Origin of the sequence: Cognatundibacterium griseum (assembly GCF_014284195.1) — a bacterium.
Taxonomy (GTDB): Bacteria; Pseudomonadota; Gammaproteobacteria; order Burkholderiales; family Burkholderiaceae_D; genus Undibacterium; species Undibacterium griseum.
On the sequence record NZ_JACOGC010000009.1, the window covers coordinates 1 to 15,688 of the forward strand.

A 15,688-nucleotide genomic window follows, 5' to 3' on the forward strand; every position below is an offset into this window, starting at 1 on the left:
TTTCTGAACTCCTTCTTGCGAAGGTGTCGCTCACTCAAAATACTGACAGTTCGGCTTCCATTGCTGAAAACCGTCTTGCTTTGTTATTTCTTGCGAACATTTGATATTTTTTAAGCATGCCGGCCAGCTACACTGACCGGTGCGCTTTCATCAAGTGCCCACATTTATTGACTGTTAATTGTTAAAGATCGCTGTCTTGTCTGCTGGCTTTTACAGCTTGCTGGCGAAGCGTTTTGTTCGTCAGCAGCAGAGAAACGAGATTATGAACGACTTAACGCACACTGTCAACTACCTTCCCACAAACTCCTCGCCGTATAAGCTGCAGAGGCGACTGCCCGACAAAATTTCTTCGTATCGAACTGAATTAAAGACTGAGTCGCATCAAAGGGTAAAATACCGTTTTCGCAGCCACAAAACGCTTCAGACCATTTCTGACTGAGGCCTCTGGAATCAATCACTATGTTACGCATTACCGATTTACAACTCCCGCTGGATCATTCTGAATCTGCTTTGCAGGCAGCTATTCTGCAGTCGCTCAATTTACCAGCAGATGAGTTAATCCACTTTGAAGTATTTAAACGCAGCTACGACGCGCGTAAAAAAACAGCCATCATTCTTATCTACACGATCGATGTTGAAGTAAAGCATGAAGAGTCTGTTTTGCAGAAAAATAAAAACAATCCTCGCATCAGCACGACACCGGATACAAGTTATCAGTTCGTTGCGCAAGCCAGTGGTAAGCAATTTAAACGACCAGTTGTCATCGGCTTTGGCCCCTGCGGTTTATTCGCTGCATTAATACTGGCTCAAATGGGGTATCGCCCGATTGTTCTCGAAAGGGGGAAAACGGTAAGGGAGCGAACTCAGGATACCTGGGGATTATGGCGAAAACGGGAATTGCAACCTGAATCCAACGTTCAGTTCGGTGAGGGCGGAGCCGGTACGTTTTCAGATGGAAAATTATATAGCCAGATTAAAGATCCAAAACATTATGGCCGGAAGGTATTAACTGAGTTCGTCAAAGCTGGTGCGCCGGACGAAATTTTATACGTCAGCAAGCCGCATATCGGCACCTTTCGTCTGGTAAAAATGATTGAAGAAATGCGTAATTCAATCGAAGCATTAGGTGGAGAAATCCGCTTTCAGCAAAGGGTAACGGATATTGATATCCAAAATGGCGCGGTGCAGGGTGTGCAGGTAAACGACGGTGAATACATCGAAACTAATCACGTGGTTCTGGCAATAGGGCACAGCGCGCGGGACACTTTTCAGATGGTGTATGACAAAGGCATTTACGTGGAAGCCAAGCCATTTTCTGTTGGTTTCCGGATTGAACATCCGCAATCCGTGATTGATAAAGCCAGATTCGGCCCTAATGCCGGCAATAAAATCCTGGGCGCGGCGGATTACAAACTGGTCCACCACGCCTCGAATGGCCGTTCCGTGTACAGCTTTTGCATGTGCCCGGGCGGCACGGTAGTGGCCGCCACCTCGGAGCCGGGACGCGTGGTCACCAATGGAATGAGCCAATACTCCAGAAACGAACGCAATGCCAACAGTGCCATCGTAGTTGGCATTTCACCCGCCGATTATCCAGGCCATCCATTGGCTGGCATACAGTTTCAACGTGAACTGGAGTCACATGCTTACGTCATGGGGGGCGGCAATTACAATGCCCCGGGTCAGTTGATCGGGGATTTCCTGCGCAACACCAGTTCAACGGAATTAGGCGCGGTAACACCGTCTTATAAACCTGGCATTACATTAGTCAATCTGGCCGCTGCCCTGCCCGGATTTGCCATTGAGGCGATACGCGAAGCCATTCCTGCGTTTGATAAAAAAATTAAAGGCTTCGCGATGAATGACGGCATCCTGACCGGTGTCGAAACCAGAACATCCTCACCCATCAGGATAAAAAGAAATGATGAAACGCTTCAAAGCATCAACACCAAAGGACTTTATCCTGCCGGTGAGGGTGCAGGTTATGCCGGTGGGATTTTATCTGCCGGTGTAGACGGCATCCGGGTTGCCGAAGCAGTCGCTTTGTCGATGAATAAAACCGCATAAAGATCATACCGGGGCAGGTATCTGCGAAGATCCCCGCCCCACTGTCCGAGCAAACCAGTTATACGATTTCCATCGAAGGATGCGACTCAATCATCCTTCGCGCCATCAATTCCCAGCTCATGAATTTTACGGGTAATCGTATTGCGCCCGATCCCCAATCGTACTGCCGCATCGTTTTTTCGTCCGTGCGTATATTTCAACGCAGCCTTGATGACGATGGCTTCAAATTTATCACCCAGCTTGACAATAACTTCCGGCTGCCCCTGAGCAAGCATGCTGGTGGCTTCGGCTTCCAGCAACTCCAGCCAGCTATGCGTCACCGCTAAAGTATGGTGTCTGTCAGCCCCCCCAACTGCCGGAGTTTGCACGACAGGATGATGCGCGGCTTCGGTACCGGACCTCTCAGCCTGCGGGCTGTGCGGAACCGGAGAAGAAAGCGTATTCGACGGCAATAAATCCTGAGGTAAATCGGGAATTTCCACAGTCTGTCCGGGAGCCATCACGGTAATCCAGTTGCAAAGATTTTCCAGTTGCCGCACATTTCCCGGAAAATCCAGCGTCGACAAAAACTGCATCGCGGAATCAGACAGGCGCTTCACCTCCACATCAAGCTGTCTTGCGCTTTGACTCAGAAAGAATCTGGCCAGCAAAGGAATATCTTCGCGGCGCTCGCGTAAGCTGGGTAAGCGCAAACGAATGACATTCAGGCGATGGTATAAGTCCTCACGGAACAAGCCCTCTTTTACACGCGCTTCCAGATTCTGGTGTGTGGCGGCAATCACGCGAACGTTGGCTTTCATAGGCTGATGCCCGCCGACCCGGTAGAAATGTCCGTCAGAAAGCACCCGCAATAATCTGGTTTGCAGATCAAATGGCATATCACCAATCTCATCCAGAAACAAAGTACCGCCTTCCGCCTGCTCAAACCGCCCCCGGCGGGTCGTCTGCGCTCCGGTAAATGCGCCGCGCTCATGGCCAAACAATTCAGATTCCAGCAAGTCTTTGGGAATAGCGGCTGTATTCAACGCAATAAATGGCTGATGGGCGCGGGGGCTGTGTTTATGCAAAGCGCGGGCGACCAATTCTTTACCGCTACCGGACTCGCCGGTAATCAGAACGGTGACGTTAGATTGAGACAAACGGCCAATGGCACGGAATACATCCTGCATCGCTGGTGCCTGCCCGAGAATTTCAGGCGTCTCGGATGTTGCCTGCTCAACGTTCGACTCGCGCAAACTTTCCTCAAGCGCCCTGCGGATCAACTCTACCGCTTTATCCAGATCAAAGGGCTTTGCGAGATACTCAAATGCTCCTCCCTGAAACGCCGCCACAGCCGAATCCAGATCAGAGAATGCCGTCATGATGATGACTGGCAAGCCGGGATGTTTGGCTTTGACTGTCTGCAACAACTCCAACCCCGAAGCGCCGTGCATACGGATGTCAGACACCAGAACTTGCGGTGTCTCTGATTGCAAGGCAAGCATGGCATCACGCGCATTCGTAAAACTTTTTGTCGTCAGATTTTCTCTTGCCAATGCTTTTTCAAGCACCCAGCGAATCGAATCATCATCATCCACAATCCAGATAGGTTTCATATTTTTGTCTTATTTCCAGTATTGAACTGATGCATTCATCACGATATCTTGTCCTTATACTTCGCACCCAAAATGGGCACGATTTTTACGGAAGCGGAATCAGGATTCTGAAATCCGTACAGCCCGGCCGGCTCTCACACTCAATCACACCTAAATGCTGCTCGACAAAGGTCTGTGCCAGAGTCAGCCCCAGTCCGCTGCCGCCATCTCTGCCGGAAACCAGCGGATAAAAAATCCGGTTCCGGATTTCCGGAGGTATGCCAGGCCCGTTATCAATGATATGCAAGTCTAATGCCAGCCTGTATCTGACTTTAGCCAGCGTGATCTGCCGCACCACCCGCGTCTTAAACGTAAGACGCGCATCCCCCTGACGAATACGTTCAGCCAGTGCCTGTGCGGCATTGTGGGCAATATTAAGAACAGACTGGATCAGCTGCTCTTTATCGCCACGGAATTCCGGAATGGACAAATCATAATCACGCTGAATCGTCAGACCTTGCGGAAACTCCGCGACGATCAGACTCCGCACCCGCTCACAGACTTCGTGAATATTGACATCACCCACGATATGCGGGAAACGATGCGGTGCCAGCAAACGGTCAACCAGTGTCTGCAGCCGGTCGGCTTCTTTGATGATCACCTGCGTATATTCGCGCAACTCTTTCAGATGACGCTCCGGCAATTCCAGCTCCAGCAACTGTGCCGCACCGCGGATGCCACCGAGTGGATTCTTAATCTCATGCGCCAGATTGCGGATCAGCTCTTTGTTCGCCTTGCTCTGATCCAGCATGCGTTCTTCGCGATCAAGCTTCAGTTGCTGAACATTTTCCCTGAACTCGATTAACACCGGCATTTCGGGATTATCCAGCGCAGTCACAATGCTGTGCACGTGCAGCGACTCCCGGCCCGCGCGCTCCAGCGTCAGATCCTGCCGTTTGTCCGCAAACTGATGCGCCACGGCCTGATGAAAAACTTCCAGTAATTCTTCGCCATTCAAAAACAAGTCTGTCAGACGTTGCTGCGCCAGCGCCTTCATGGAGCTGTCAAGCAGGCTTTCGGCCGCAGCATTTGCGAACAGAACACCGCCCTGAGCATCCAGCACCAGCACAGCGGAAGTCAGCAAATCAAGACCGGCAAATGAGGGGAAAGTATTTTTCAAAATCATTCATAAAAAAAGGTCGCATTCAGCGACCTTGTTACGCAAACATCATGCCTGGAAATAAAGTGAGAATGTCATATGATTTCCTGCATGATTTCCCGGGACTCACTTCAGGTTCGCCAATTCCCGTTTGAGTGCCTCAACATTTTTTTCACTGCGGCCGATACTGTCTTTCAGGTTGGCCGTGCGCTCCTGGTATTTGGCGTAATTCCGCTCATCGCCGCGGCGCTCAGGCTCTCCGTTGTTGTACTCTTTCTTCAGGTCAGCCAGTTTCTGCTCTTCGTTTTTCAGTTCATCTGCCAATATCTGCTTACGGTCTGAATCCCTGGCCTTTTGTGTGCCCTCATCCACTTTGGGGAAATCTGCCGGGCTGGAAGCTGGTTTTCCTTGTGTCTTTTTGGCAGACGCCGGCAAAGTGGGTGCCGGAACCACCGTAATGCCAGGCAAATCTACCTTCTTGCAACCCTTTGTTGCGCCGGTATTTTTATATTCTTTCTTCCCGTTCTCATCGACGCACAAAAAAACCTCTGTCTGCGCATGAGCGAGACTCTGCAAAAGAATCAGAACCACAAAACCAGTCAAAAGTCGCTTCATATTCAATCATTCATCAAAAACAGACAAGTAGTGTATGCGAAGCAAGGTTTCTGCACAATTCCAGGTTACTTAAGGTAACAAACAAAAAAAGCGGGGTGAAAACCCCGCTTTTCTTTTCCCGGTCAATTACAGGGAGTAGTACATATCAAACTCTACCGGATGGGTAGTCATGCGGAAGCGCTGGACTTCCTGCATTTTCAGTTCGATGTAGGCGTCGATCATGCTGTCGCTGAATACACCGCCGCGTGTCAGGAACTCACGGTCTTTGTTCAGTGCATCCAATGCTTCTTCCAGAGAAGAGCAAACTGTCGGGATCAGTGCATCTTCTTCTGGTGGCAGATGATACAGATCTTTCGTCGCTGCTTCGCCAGGGTGGATCTTGTTCTGAACACCATCCAGACCAGCCATCATCAGTGCGGAGAATGCCAGGTATGGGTTTGCCAGCGGATCTGGGAAACGCGCTTCAACACGGCGACCTTTTGGATTCGCAACGTAAGGAATACGGATAGAAGCAGAACGGTTACGTGCCGAATAAGCCAGCTTAACCGGAGCTTCAAAACCTGGAACCAGACGCTTGTAGGAATTGGTACCCGGATTAGTAATAGCGTTCAGTGCTTTGGCGTGCTTGATGATACCGCCGATGTAGTACAGAGCGAACTCAGACAAACCGGCATAGCCGTCGCCAGCAAACAGATTTTTGCCGTCTTTCCAGATCGACTGGTGAACGTGCATACCGGAACCGTTATCGCCAACGATAGGCTTAGGCATGAAAGTCGCTGTCTTGCCGTAAGTGTGGGCTACGTTCCAGACGACGTATTTCAGATTTTGCGTCCAGTCAGCACGCTCAACCAATGTAGAGAATTTAGTACCGATTTCATTCTGACCAGCGCCAGCCACTTCGTGGTGATGCACTTCAACCGGGATGCCCATGGATTCGAGGATCAGGCACATTTCAGAACGCATGTCCTGGAAACTGTCGACCGGAGGAACAGGGAAATAGCCACCTTTAACGGTTGGGCGATGGCCGGAATTGCCGCCTTCGAGTTTGGCGCCTGTTGTCCAGGAGGCTTCTTCGGAATCAATTTTCACGAAGCAGCCGGACATATCCACATCCCAGCGCACGCCATCAAAAATGAAAAACTCTGGCTCTGGGCCAAAGTAGGCAGTATCACCGATACCGGAAGACTTCAGATACGCTTCTGCGCGCTTCGCGATCGAACGCGGATCACGGTCGTAGCCTTTGCCATCGGATGGTTCGATAACGTCACATTGCATGAACAATGTGGTTTCTTCCATGAATGGATCGATATTGGCGGTGTTCGGATCAGGCATCAGCAACATGTCAGAAGCTTCAATGCCCTTCCAGCCTGCAATCGACGAACCGTCAAATGCGTGACCAGATTCGAATTTATCCATATCGAATTGGGAAACTGGAACAGTCACGTGCTGTTCTTTGCCTCGGGTATCAGCAAAGCGGAAATCAACGAACTTAACTTCGTTGTCTTTCGCCATCTTCAAGACTTCTGCGGCTGTCATTGCCATGTGAAACTCCTCAAATAGAGCTAAAAAATAAATTCAGAAATTGCCGAGCCCATTATCAGCCATTACGGCCAGTAAATGATTGACCTATTTACTTATCAGTCCCGATATACCGTGGCTGCTAAACTCAATAAAACATGATAGCAGAAACTATGCCACCCGCCTGATATACCGGAATCAAATATCCGTATTTGTAAACCCTTGTTTTTACAGGTCTTAAATCAGGGTGCCCACAAGAAATGTTTTATCACAATACAGAAATTCACCACAATGAAGCGCCCGCCCATGAAAGCACCAAACAAGTGCAACAGGAATCACCAAAATAGTGCATCCTTATTTTAGTGCAAGACATCCCTTTCATGATGCAAAAAGAGCGGCCTTCAGATTCTCAATATCAAGATCATTCTGTTCCGCTTACCCTTAGTGACAAGAGACTTGATGCGCATCACAATCTCTGCATCTTTTTAAAGAATGCAATTGACTCTCATTTCGGGAGTGTCTATTGTTCCGCAGGGCATCAATAGTGTTTTGTCGATACATCCGGCAAACCACCTCAATTGCAATCCATCTTTTCCTCTTCCACATGCTGCGTTTTTTTCAACGATTTAAGGGCAATCCCTATTTATGGGCAGCAATTGTCTTTTGTATTGCCCTCAGTTTATGTACGGGACTGATTCTTAAGCTGGAAGAATACAATGACAAGGAAGCACTGGCGCTCACACATGATCTGGCCGCAGTCCATGCTCACGCGATTGAACATAAGGTCGGGCAAGCGCTCTCTGCCGCCTATGCGGTAGCTGCCTTGGTCAAGGATACGCAGGGACAAATCACCAATTTTGAAACTTTCGCAACCCAGTTGCTGGAATTTCACCCTGCAATTTCAGCGATCTATCTGGCTCCTGACGGCATCACGCGCCAGGTCGTACCGCCGCCATGGAGAGAAAAAGGACTGGGCGTCAATTTACTGACCGACCCGGAACGAAAGACGGAAACCATTCTCGCAAAAAATACCAAGCGCCTGACCCTTGCAGGGCCACAAGTCCTGAGCCGGGGTGGCACAGGAATTATTGGCCGTCTGCCGGTCTTTTTAAAGAGGAACGACGGCACGGAATACTTCTGGGGCATGGTATCGGTTGTCATTTCCTTGCCGAAAATTCTGCAGGATGCCGGTCTGCCTGCGCTGGCACAACGCGGCTACCAATACCAACTCTGGCGCATCAATCCTGAAACCGGGCAAAAGCAAATGATCGACGGCAACCGGGAGCTGGACGCCGCCGATCAGATTCACCATCCCTTTACCCTTCCGAATACAGAATGGAATCTGGATGTCACGCATCAGGTCAGCGAGGCATCACTTTACGGGCTTTATCTTAAATACAGTCTGGGTTTCATTTTCAGTCTGATGCTGGCTGATCTGGTAAAACTGTTACTGGAAGCACGGATACAAAAGCGGAATCTAAAAAACATCATCGCCAGCCGCACCGCTGAACTCGCCGAGAGCGAAGCCGATCTGCGCAGAGCGCAGGCCATATCCAAAACAGGCAGCTGGGTTATTGATATCAACAGACATCAGATTCAATGCTCTGAAGAAGCTGCCCGCATCTGGGATACCCCGGCTGACGCACCGTTGAGTCCGGATACGCTGATACAGAAAGTACATCCTGATGACAGGGATGCTGCTTTCAACAACTGGCTTAAAGCACTGGCCGGACAAGAGAGTGAAATCGAATACCGCCTGGAGATCAACGGGCAGATCAGGTGGGTGCATTCCCAGCTGGAAAGCGTGACCACCGCCGAGCAACTGTCGCACCGCCGAATCGGCACCATCCAGGACATCACTGAACGAAAGCATGCCGAAGAAAATCTGCGCGTGGCAGCAATTGCATTTGAAGGCCAGGAAGGTATGGTCATCACCAATGAACAGCGCGAGATTTTGCGGGTCAATCAGGCATTTACCCGGATTACTGGCTATACGCGGGAAGAAGCCGTCGGTCAAAAAACCAGTCTGCTGAAATCAGGCATGCACAGCGCCAGCTATTACAGCGATATGTCCGAGCAGCTGGATCAGCATGGGTTCTGGCAAGGTGAAATCTGGAACCGCCGCAAAAACGGGGAAATCTATCCGGAATGGCTGACGATCACTGCTGTGACGTCAGAGCATGATCAGAGCATCCATTTTGTCGGCACGATGCTCGACATCACTCAGCGCAAAGCCACCGAGGCCAAGCTGGAACACCTTGCCTACCATGACCCGCTGACTGGCCTGGCCAACCGGAGACTGCTGCTGGACCGGCTGGAACATGCGTTGGCCAGCAATACTCGCAGCCATCGTTTTGGTGCCATCCTGTATCTGGACCTCGATAACTTCAAGACCATCAATGACATCAATGGTCATGGCAAAGGCGACCAGCTCCTGCAGCAGGTTGCCAGGCGGCTGACGGTCCGGCTGAATAAAGGCGACACTCTGGCGCGTATCGGTGGCGACGAATTTGCACTGATACTGGAAGACCTCGGTGACACCATGCGCGAAGCCGCGATCTGCGCAAAAACACTGGCCACCCAGATTCTGGATGACATCGCCGCCAGCTATTTCCTCGATGACAGTGAACATCACACCTCGGCCAGTATCGGTATTGAGCTGTTCAGCGCCCACAGCCATTCGGCAGAAGACATTCTGAAGCAAGTCGAAGTCGCCATGTATGAAGCAAAGGCCAGCGGCGGCAACAATGTGTATTTCTTTGATCCGGACATGCTGAACATTGTCACCACACGCGCAATGATGGAAGCCGACATGCGCGCCGGAATCAGCCATGAGCAATTCATCCTGCACTACCAGCCACAGGTCAACAGCGCGGGAAAAATCATCGGGGCAGAAGCTCTGCTGCGCTGGCAGCATCCGGAAAAAGGCATGATTTCACCGGCAGAATTTATTCCGCTGGCAGAAGAAAGCGGAATGATCATCCCGATCGGTAACTGGGTCATGCGCACAGCCTGTGCGCAACTGCGCGCCTGGCACCAGCAAAAAGAAACCAGCCATCTGACCATGTCCATCAACGTCAGCGCCAAACAGTTCCGGCAACCGGATTTCTCTGACATCGTATTGCACTGCATCGACCATATCGGCGTAGATGCCCGCAAAATCAAGCTCGAACTCACGGAAAGCCTGCTGGTCGACAATATTGAAGAAACGATTCAAAAAATGCACCTGCTCAAAGCACACGGTGTCTGTTTTTCACTGGATGATTTCGGTACCGGCTACTCCTCCCTCAGCTACCTGAAACAGCTTCCGCTGGATCAGCTGAAAATAGATCAATCCTTCGTCAAAGACATCCTGATCAATCCAAATGACGCCGCAATCACCCGAACCATCATCGGACTGGGAAAAAGCCTGGGTCTCGCCGTCATTGCAGAAGGCGTGGAAACAGATGCGCAACGCCTGTTTCTGCAAAATCAGGATTGCCATGCATTTCAGGGCTACCTGTTTGGCAGACCAGTTCCCGAACTCGACCTGACGCGAAAATTCAGCCTGTCACGCTGAATGCAGAACACCCACGCATGAGGCATAATTCATCATCTGCCTCCACTCTTCAGCCTCCATCATGACAACGACGACCTTGTTACAGACAGCCCGGCAACGCGGCCAGGAACAAACCCTTCCTTACGCCGGAGCAGTCACTCCTGCAGAAGCATGGACACTATTAAGCACCGACCGCCAGACCATCCTGATTGACGTGCGCACCAATGCAGAACGGGACTGGGTCGGCAAAGTCATCCTGCCGGAAACGCAACACTACTCCGTACAGTGGAACCTGTATCCGGGCGGCATTCAAAACCCGGATTTTTTGGCTCAGCTGCAGGCTGCATGCCCCGATAAAAATACCGTACTGCTCTTTCTGTGCCGGTCCGGCGTACGCTCACGCCACGCAGCAAAACTTGCCACCGAACATGGATACAGCCATTGCTTCGACATCCTGCACGGCTTTGAAGGCGACAAAAATGAACAAGGTCACCGGAAAACTGTCTGCGGCTGGTGCCATCAAAATTTACCCTGGAGCGGTGCCTGATTTCGAACAAATCTGCGCAAAAGCTTCCATCTGATCAAATAGTTTGCTAGAATAGCGAGCTTCGCTGGCACAACTATTTGTGAACACGAAAAGCAGGAGAGGTGGATGAGTGGTTTAAGTCACACGCCTGGAAAGCGTGCGTAGGTTAATCCCTACCGGGGGTTCGAATCCCCCCTTCTCCGCCAGAATTAGATAAGCCCTTGATTTATCAAGGGCTTATTTCTTTTGGTTTCGCATATGGCGGCCCTCATAGGGGTACCTCTTCTCTTGAGGTTGCTATGAAAATCGCTTGCAGAATCCAACAATCCCGCCACGGCGTTTATTACTACCGCCACCAATTTTCAGCACTGGGCATTCGCAAAGAACGCCGGATTTCGTTACAAACCAAAAATCCTGTCATTGCAAAAGAAAAATCATTGCTCATTTCCGCTATGATGATTGCCAATAAAACAGGTGGACGTATGCACGATAACGAACGCGACATTCTCAAAAAGATTGAATTACTCAACCAAAAAGAATTGGAAGATGCCTTCCGTAATCTTGAAATTGTTATTACCCCATCCGCCAACGACAAACAGAATTATTGGGTAAATTAGGGAGCTGATGATTTTATTGCGAACGGCATCGATACGCTGTTGATATTCAACAAAACGCGCTAACGATGCAGGTAAATTACTGGTGCTTTCCGATGCCTGCACGATACCGACAAATAAAACCGGAAAATACTCTTCTTGTTCAGATAGTACTTGGGAAAAACGTTTTCCTTCACTGAGGCCGTTTAATACTGAAGATAAAATTGCGCGAGTATTTTGACTTTGCTCCTTATCAAGCAAAACCTCCAAAGCCTCTACGATAGTTAAACCAGCATTAAGTAATGACAGTAATTCCTGGCTGAACAAAAGCAAAGAGAATTTTTTTGCTTTGCTGATTTGCCAAACTGGAGTGTCGAGAGAGGATTTACGCATTCCAATGAGGAAATGATCCAGCCTCTTTTTTTAATAATTAGCCGGGCGTCAGCTTCATTGCGAGCTTCAACGATTTTGTCGACAAGTTCATGCTCGGATATTAATACTCGTATTTTGAAGCGCATAATTGGATTTTAAAATTTCACCAAAAGCACTTAGTTACTAACTAATATCAGCATCATCTCCCGTGCCACCAATCTGCCCATCTTTACCATAAGACACAATCTCATAATCTTTATCCTTCGCAGGTGAAAGGTAGCGATACGCACGCCCCCATGGATCCAGAGGTATAGATTTCTTAAGATATGGACCATTCCACTTTGGATTTGCAGATGAATTTTCTACAAGAGCATTTAAACCTTCCTCGGTTGCCGGAAATCTCCCTACATCTACACGATAAGTATCAAGTGCTTTTTCGAATGCCGTGATTTGGGCTTTTGCAACCGCACTTTCTGATTTTCCAATTTGTGAAAAATATTTAGGCCCGACATATGATGCTAGTAAACCTATGGTCACGACGACAACCAGCAGTTCCAACAAGGTAAATCCATTATTACCCTGAGGAAATTTTTTGTGTGGCTTTTTGGGGAGAATAGTAATCACTCATCACCTTGTATTATTTTTAAAGATATTTTATTGAACAACATTCTTTTAAAAATATAGCATAAGAAGCATTCATTTATTTGATGCTCTTTGAGCTTCCCCTGAAATTTAGTCTGCCATAGGTGACGTAAAATTACCGTTACTATGGAAAGACAAGAATGAAAAAAATACCTAAACAGGCCTATACGACCGAATTCAAAGAGTTGGCCGTTCAGCGCGTCACAAATGGGGAAGCCGTCTCGGTTGTCGTGAAAGAACTGGGGCTGGGCGACCAAACGCTATGTAATTGGGTCAAGGCACAAGCAGAAGGCAAGCTCAAAGGTGCAGGCAAGAAGGTGGTGACGCCGGAAGCCATGGAGCTTTCGCGACTGCGGGCAGAGAATGCCCGGCTGAAGCGGGAGAACGAAATTATAAAAAAGGCGGCGGTGTACTTTGCCAAGGATATTCTGTGAAGTACGCCTGGATAGACGTCAACCGCAAGGCTTATGCGCTGACCGAAATGTGTGCCGTGCTGGGCGTCAGCCAGAGCGGTTACCGTGCCTGGAAGCGCGGCGGGACACCTGCTCGCAAACGGCTGACGGATGCCCAAACGCTGACAATTATTCGTGCCATCCATGACGAACTCAAAGGGGCTTACGGTAGCCCACGCATGGTGCCCGACATAAGCGGCGCTACAAGGTCACGACCGACTCGAAACATGGTCTGCCGGTCGCGGCCGATCTGCTGGATAGAAATTTTACGCCAGCCGCACCCAATCAAGTCTGGACCTCGGACATCACCTATTTGTGGACCGGCGAAGGCTGGCTGTATCTGGCAATTGTGCTGAACTTGTTCAATCGGGAAGTCATAGGCTGGTCCCTCAAGCCGCGCATGACCAGCGATATCGTAACGGATGCATTGACCATGGCCTGGTTTCGCCGCCGGCCAGCAATCGGCGTGCTGCATCACTCGGACCGGGGTAGCCAATATGCCAGCCACGCCTTCCCTGGATTCGCTTGCGCGGCTTGTGGCTAGCACAGGCCGGCTTCCTCCCTCAGGCACGCATCCGCGTGCGCGTCATGCGTGGGTGTCTGGTCATTACGACCGAGTAGGCACGCTGCCCCGATCGTCGCCGCCGATCTGGCGGCTAAAGAAAGAAGCCACTGCATCCGGGGATACCGGAGGCAGTGGCTTTCTTCATTGGAAATAAGGGGATGTCGTTGGCAATGCTGGGCTGATGAAGCGTTAGCCCAGCCTACCGCGCTTTCTTCGCTTGCCTCGAACGAAATTTCTCCTGAATGAACGGAAACAAGACAAACCATTGTAGGTATCCGCTTAAAACAAAGCCGGCCCACATCGTAAATACTTCAAGCATCTCATGCTGGTGCAAATCGATGCCGATGCTATCCAGCCCATAAACCGCAAACCCAAACAAATACATGTAAAACAGCCCAGCAGGGAAGGATAAAACAACCATTCCGATAATCGGGTATATCTGCGACTCATTCCTGAGTGTTCGTGATAACTCCGGATTCAATCCAAAATGGAAATACCACCAACCCAGCACGACAAACGAAGCAGCTAGCCAAACAAAAAGAGTCATTCTTCGTTTCATCGTTTCCTCACTTTAAGCCGCATTTTTTCCTGCATGTAGCGTTCACGTCGTCATCGTATTGCTGGCACTGCGTGCCCAGTCCTGGAATAACGCTATAGCGAGGTCGAGGCTTTGACCGCTCATCTTGCAAGCACTGCTCAAAGCACTGATTGTCATCCTGAGTCTTTTGGCATGAATTTTTATCGAGGTAATCCTCATCGGGTGTTGTTGGTTTTCCAGGACTGCTTATCGGATTGCCGCTTGGCCCTTGGCCTCCGCAAATAGATGTTCCATTCGGAAGCGTTACACAACTGTATTGATGGTGAGTGATATTGCCAGGCGAAACGTACCCGCCAGGCTTCTGTCCTAAACCGCGTATGCATTGATAGGTGGCCAGCCCAAACGGATCAGTTTTGCTTACGGGATTGGCGTCACCGTAAGCATAGGTATTGATGCCGCCTTCGAGGCCGATGGGATCACTTTCAATATAACGACCTGCCGTTGGATCATAATCCCTAAAATAGTTGTAGTGGAGATTAGTTTCCTTATCATAATACTGCCCCGGGAAACGCAGGTTCAACGCGAAATCGTTTTCCGTTCCACTATGCCCCGAATTCTCATCCGGCAAATCCTCACCGAACGGCGCACCGTCCCATCTCCACACCACAGTCCCATTCTTGTCCGTCACGACTCTCTGTGTATTGAGCTGGTCCGTGTGAATGTCGTACACCTGCGATACGCTGTTCGTGACCACAATACTGACCGGTACGCTGGTGGTGGTGGCGCCCAGATTGTCGGTCGCGACAGCCGTTAAGCTGTATGTGCCTGCTGGTACAGGGGTCCATTGAGTATTGTAGGGAGCCTGGTTCAAGCTGGCAATGAAGGTGTTGCCGTTGTAAAACTCGACTTTGCTGATGCTGCCGTCGCTGTCGCTGGCTGTGGCGTTCAGCAGAATGGTGGCCGGTGCCACGGCTTTGGCAGGGCTGGCGAGGAAACTCACGACCGGAGGGTTGTTGTTAATGACGTTGACGGTGATCGGGCCACTGGTGGATGTGCCGCCCAGACTGTCTGTTGCCTTGGCGGTCAGTACATAGCTATTGGCAGGGACATTGCTCCAGGTGATGCTGTAGCTGTTGCTATCGGGCGTCACCGGAGTACCGCTGGTGCCAATCAGGGTGTTGCCCTGATAGAGGTCGACTCTGATAATACGGTTGCCACTCCCCGTGGCACTGGCACTCAGGCTGATGTTCATGGTGGCCGGTGCAACGAGTGTCATATTGGCTGACACTGGGTTGAGCGTAATACTCGGAGGTGGGGTGGCGCCTCCCCCGGGATTTCCGCCGGGGGTGCTGTTATTCTGGCTGAATACGGGCCGGTACGCATAGGCTGTTGGACCGCCGTTGGCGGTACTGATATTGCTGGCGATATTGGAATATTCTTAGGCTTGGGAATCACTTACTGGGCGAGCGAATATAATAAACTAATTGGCTTGGCACTTTTTTCATATTCAATATGGGTTAGCTGCAGCT

The 15,688-nt window shown here is 50.2% G+C and carries 12 protein-coding genes, 1 tRNA gene and 1 pseudogene; 6 read left to right on the top strand and 8 right to left on the bottom strand.

The window, feature by feature from the left end:
• The first annotated feature begins 459 nt into the window (after positions 1-459).
• Complete coding sequence (locus tag H8K27_RS15660; protein WP_186864118.1) at positions 460-2,067, top strand: NAD(P)/FAD-dependent oxidoreductase; 1,608 nt, start codon at positions 460-462, stop codon at positions 2,065-2,067.
• An 86-nt stretch (positions 2,068-2,153) separates the two neighbouring features.
• Here the strand turns inward: H8K27_RS15660 and ntrC are convergent, their stop codons facing one another.
• The 4 genes from ntrC to glnA form a co-directional block, all read right to left on the bottom strand.
• Positions 2,154-3,662, bottom strand: coding sequence for a nitrogen regulation protein NR(I) (ntrC, locus tag H8K27_RS15665; protein ID WP_186864119.1), 1,509 nt, complete (start codon positions 3,660-3,662; stop codon positions 2,154-2,156).
• Positions 3,663-3,747: 85 nt separating this feature from the next.
• Entirely contained in the window at positions 3,748-4,821 is a 1,074-nt protein-coding gene (gene glnL / locus H8K27_RS15670; RefSeq protein WP_186864120.1) for a nitrogen regulation protein NR(II), read from the bottom strand.
• Between the two features lie 105 nt (positions 4,822-4,926).
• Positions 4,927-5,415: a DUF4124 domain-containing protein gene (locus H8K27_RS15675; RefSeq protein WP_186864121.1), complete on the bottom strand. Its 489-nt coding sequence runs from the start codon at positions 5,413-5,415 to the stop codon at positions 4,927-4,929.
• A 126-nt stretch (positions 5,416-5,541) separates the two neighbouring features.
• Positions 5,542-6,957, bottom strand: coding sequence for a type I glutamate--ammonia ligase (glnA, locus tag H8K27_RS15680; RefSeq protein ID WP_176804936.1), 1,416 nt, complete (start codon positions 6,955-6,957; stop codon positions 5,542-5,544).
• 580 nt (positions 6,958-7,537) lie between these two features.
• Between glnA and H8K27_RS15685 the strand changes: the two genes are divergently transcribed.
• From H8K27_RS15685 to H8K27_RS15695, 3 genes are all read left to right on the top strand, one after another.
• Positions 7,538-10,492 (top strand): bifunctional diguanylate cyclase/phosphodiesterase, encoded by a 2,955-nt coding sequence (locus H8K27_RS15685; protein ID WP_186864122.1) that lies wholly within the window; start codon positions 7,538-7,540, stop codon positions 10,490-10,492.
• Between the two features lie 61 nt (positions 10,493-10,553).
• Entirely contained in the window at positions 10,554-11,018 is a 465-nt protein-coding gene (locus H8K27_RS15690) for a rhodanese-like domain-containing protein (protein ID WP_186864123.1), read from the top strand.
• Positions 11,019-11,113: 95 nt separating this feature from the next.
• Positions 11,114-11,203 (top strand) — tRNA-Ser (locus H8K27_RS15695).
• Positions 11,204-11,518: 315 nt separating this feature from the next.
• Here H8K27_RS15695 and H8K27_RS15700 read toward each other — a convergent pair.
• Both H8K27_RS15700 and gspG read right to left on the bottom strand, forming a co-directional pair.
• Positions 11,519-11,983 carry a type II secretion system F family protein gene (locus tag H8K27_RS15700; RefSeq protein ID WP_186864124.1) on the bottom strand — a complete coding sequence of 155 codons (465 nt, stop codon included), beginning with the start codon at positions 11,981-11,983 and terminating at the stop codon, positions 11,519-11,521.
• Between the two features lie 162 nt (positions 11,984-12,145).
• The gene (gene gspG / locus H8K27_RS15705; RefSeq protein ID WP_186864165.1) at positions 12,146-12,577 is read right to left on the bottom strand and encodes a type II secretion system major pseudopilin GspG; all 432 of its coding nucleotides are present in this window, start codon (positions 12,575-12,577) and stop codon (positions 12,146-12,148) included.
• A 167-nt stretch (positions 12,578-12,744) separates the two neighbouring features.
• Between gspG and H8K27_RS15710 the strand changes: the two are divergent.
• Both H8K27_RS15710 and H8K27_RS16710 read left to right on the top strand, forming a co-directional pair.
• Positions 12,745-13,570, top strand: a pseudogene (locus H8K27_RS15710) (DDE-type integrase/transposase/recombinase); the annotation flags it as partial.
• Positions 13,571-13,590: 20 nt separating this feature from the next.
• Positions 13,591-13,677: a SymE family type I addiction module toxin gene (locus tag H8K27_RS16710; RefSeq protein WP_408058463.1), complete on the top strand. Its 87-nt coding sequence runs from the start codon at positions 13,591-13,593 to the stop codon at positions 13,675-13,677.
• Between the two features lie 143 nt (positions 13,678-13,820).
• Here H8K27_RS16710 and H8K27_RS15720 read toward each other — a convergent pair whose 3' ends face one another.
• Both H8K27_RS15720 and H8K27_RS15725 read right to left on the bottom strand, forming a co-directional pair.
• Complete coding sequence (locus H8K27_RS15720) at positions 13,821-14,168, bottom strand: hypothetical protein (protein WP_186864126.1); 348 nt, start codon at positions 14,166-14,168, stop codon at positions 13,821-13,823.
• Between the two features lie 19 nt (positions 14,169-14,187).
• Complete coding sequence (locus tag H8K27_RS15725; RefSeq protein WP_329604425.1) at positions 14,188-15,585, bottom strand: RHS repeat-associated core domain-containing protein; 1,398 nt, start codon at positions 15,583-15,585, stop codon at positions 14,188-14,190.
• Between the last annotated feature and the right edge of the window lie 103 nt (positions 15,586-15,688).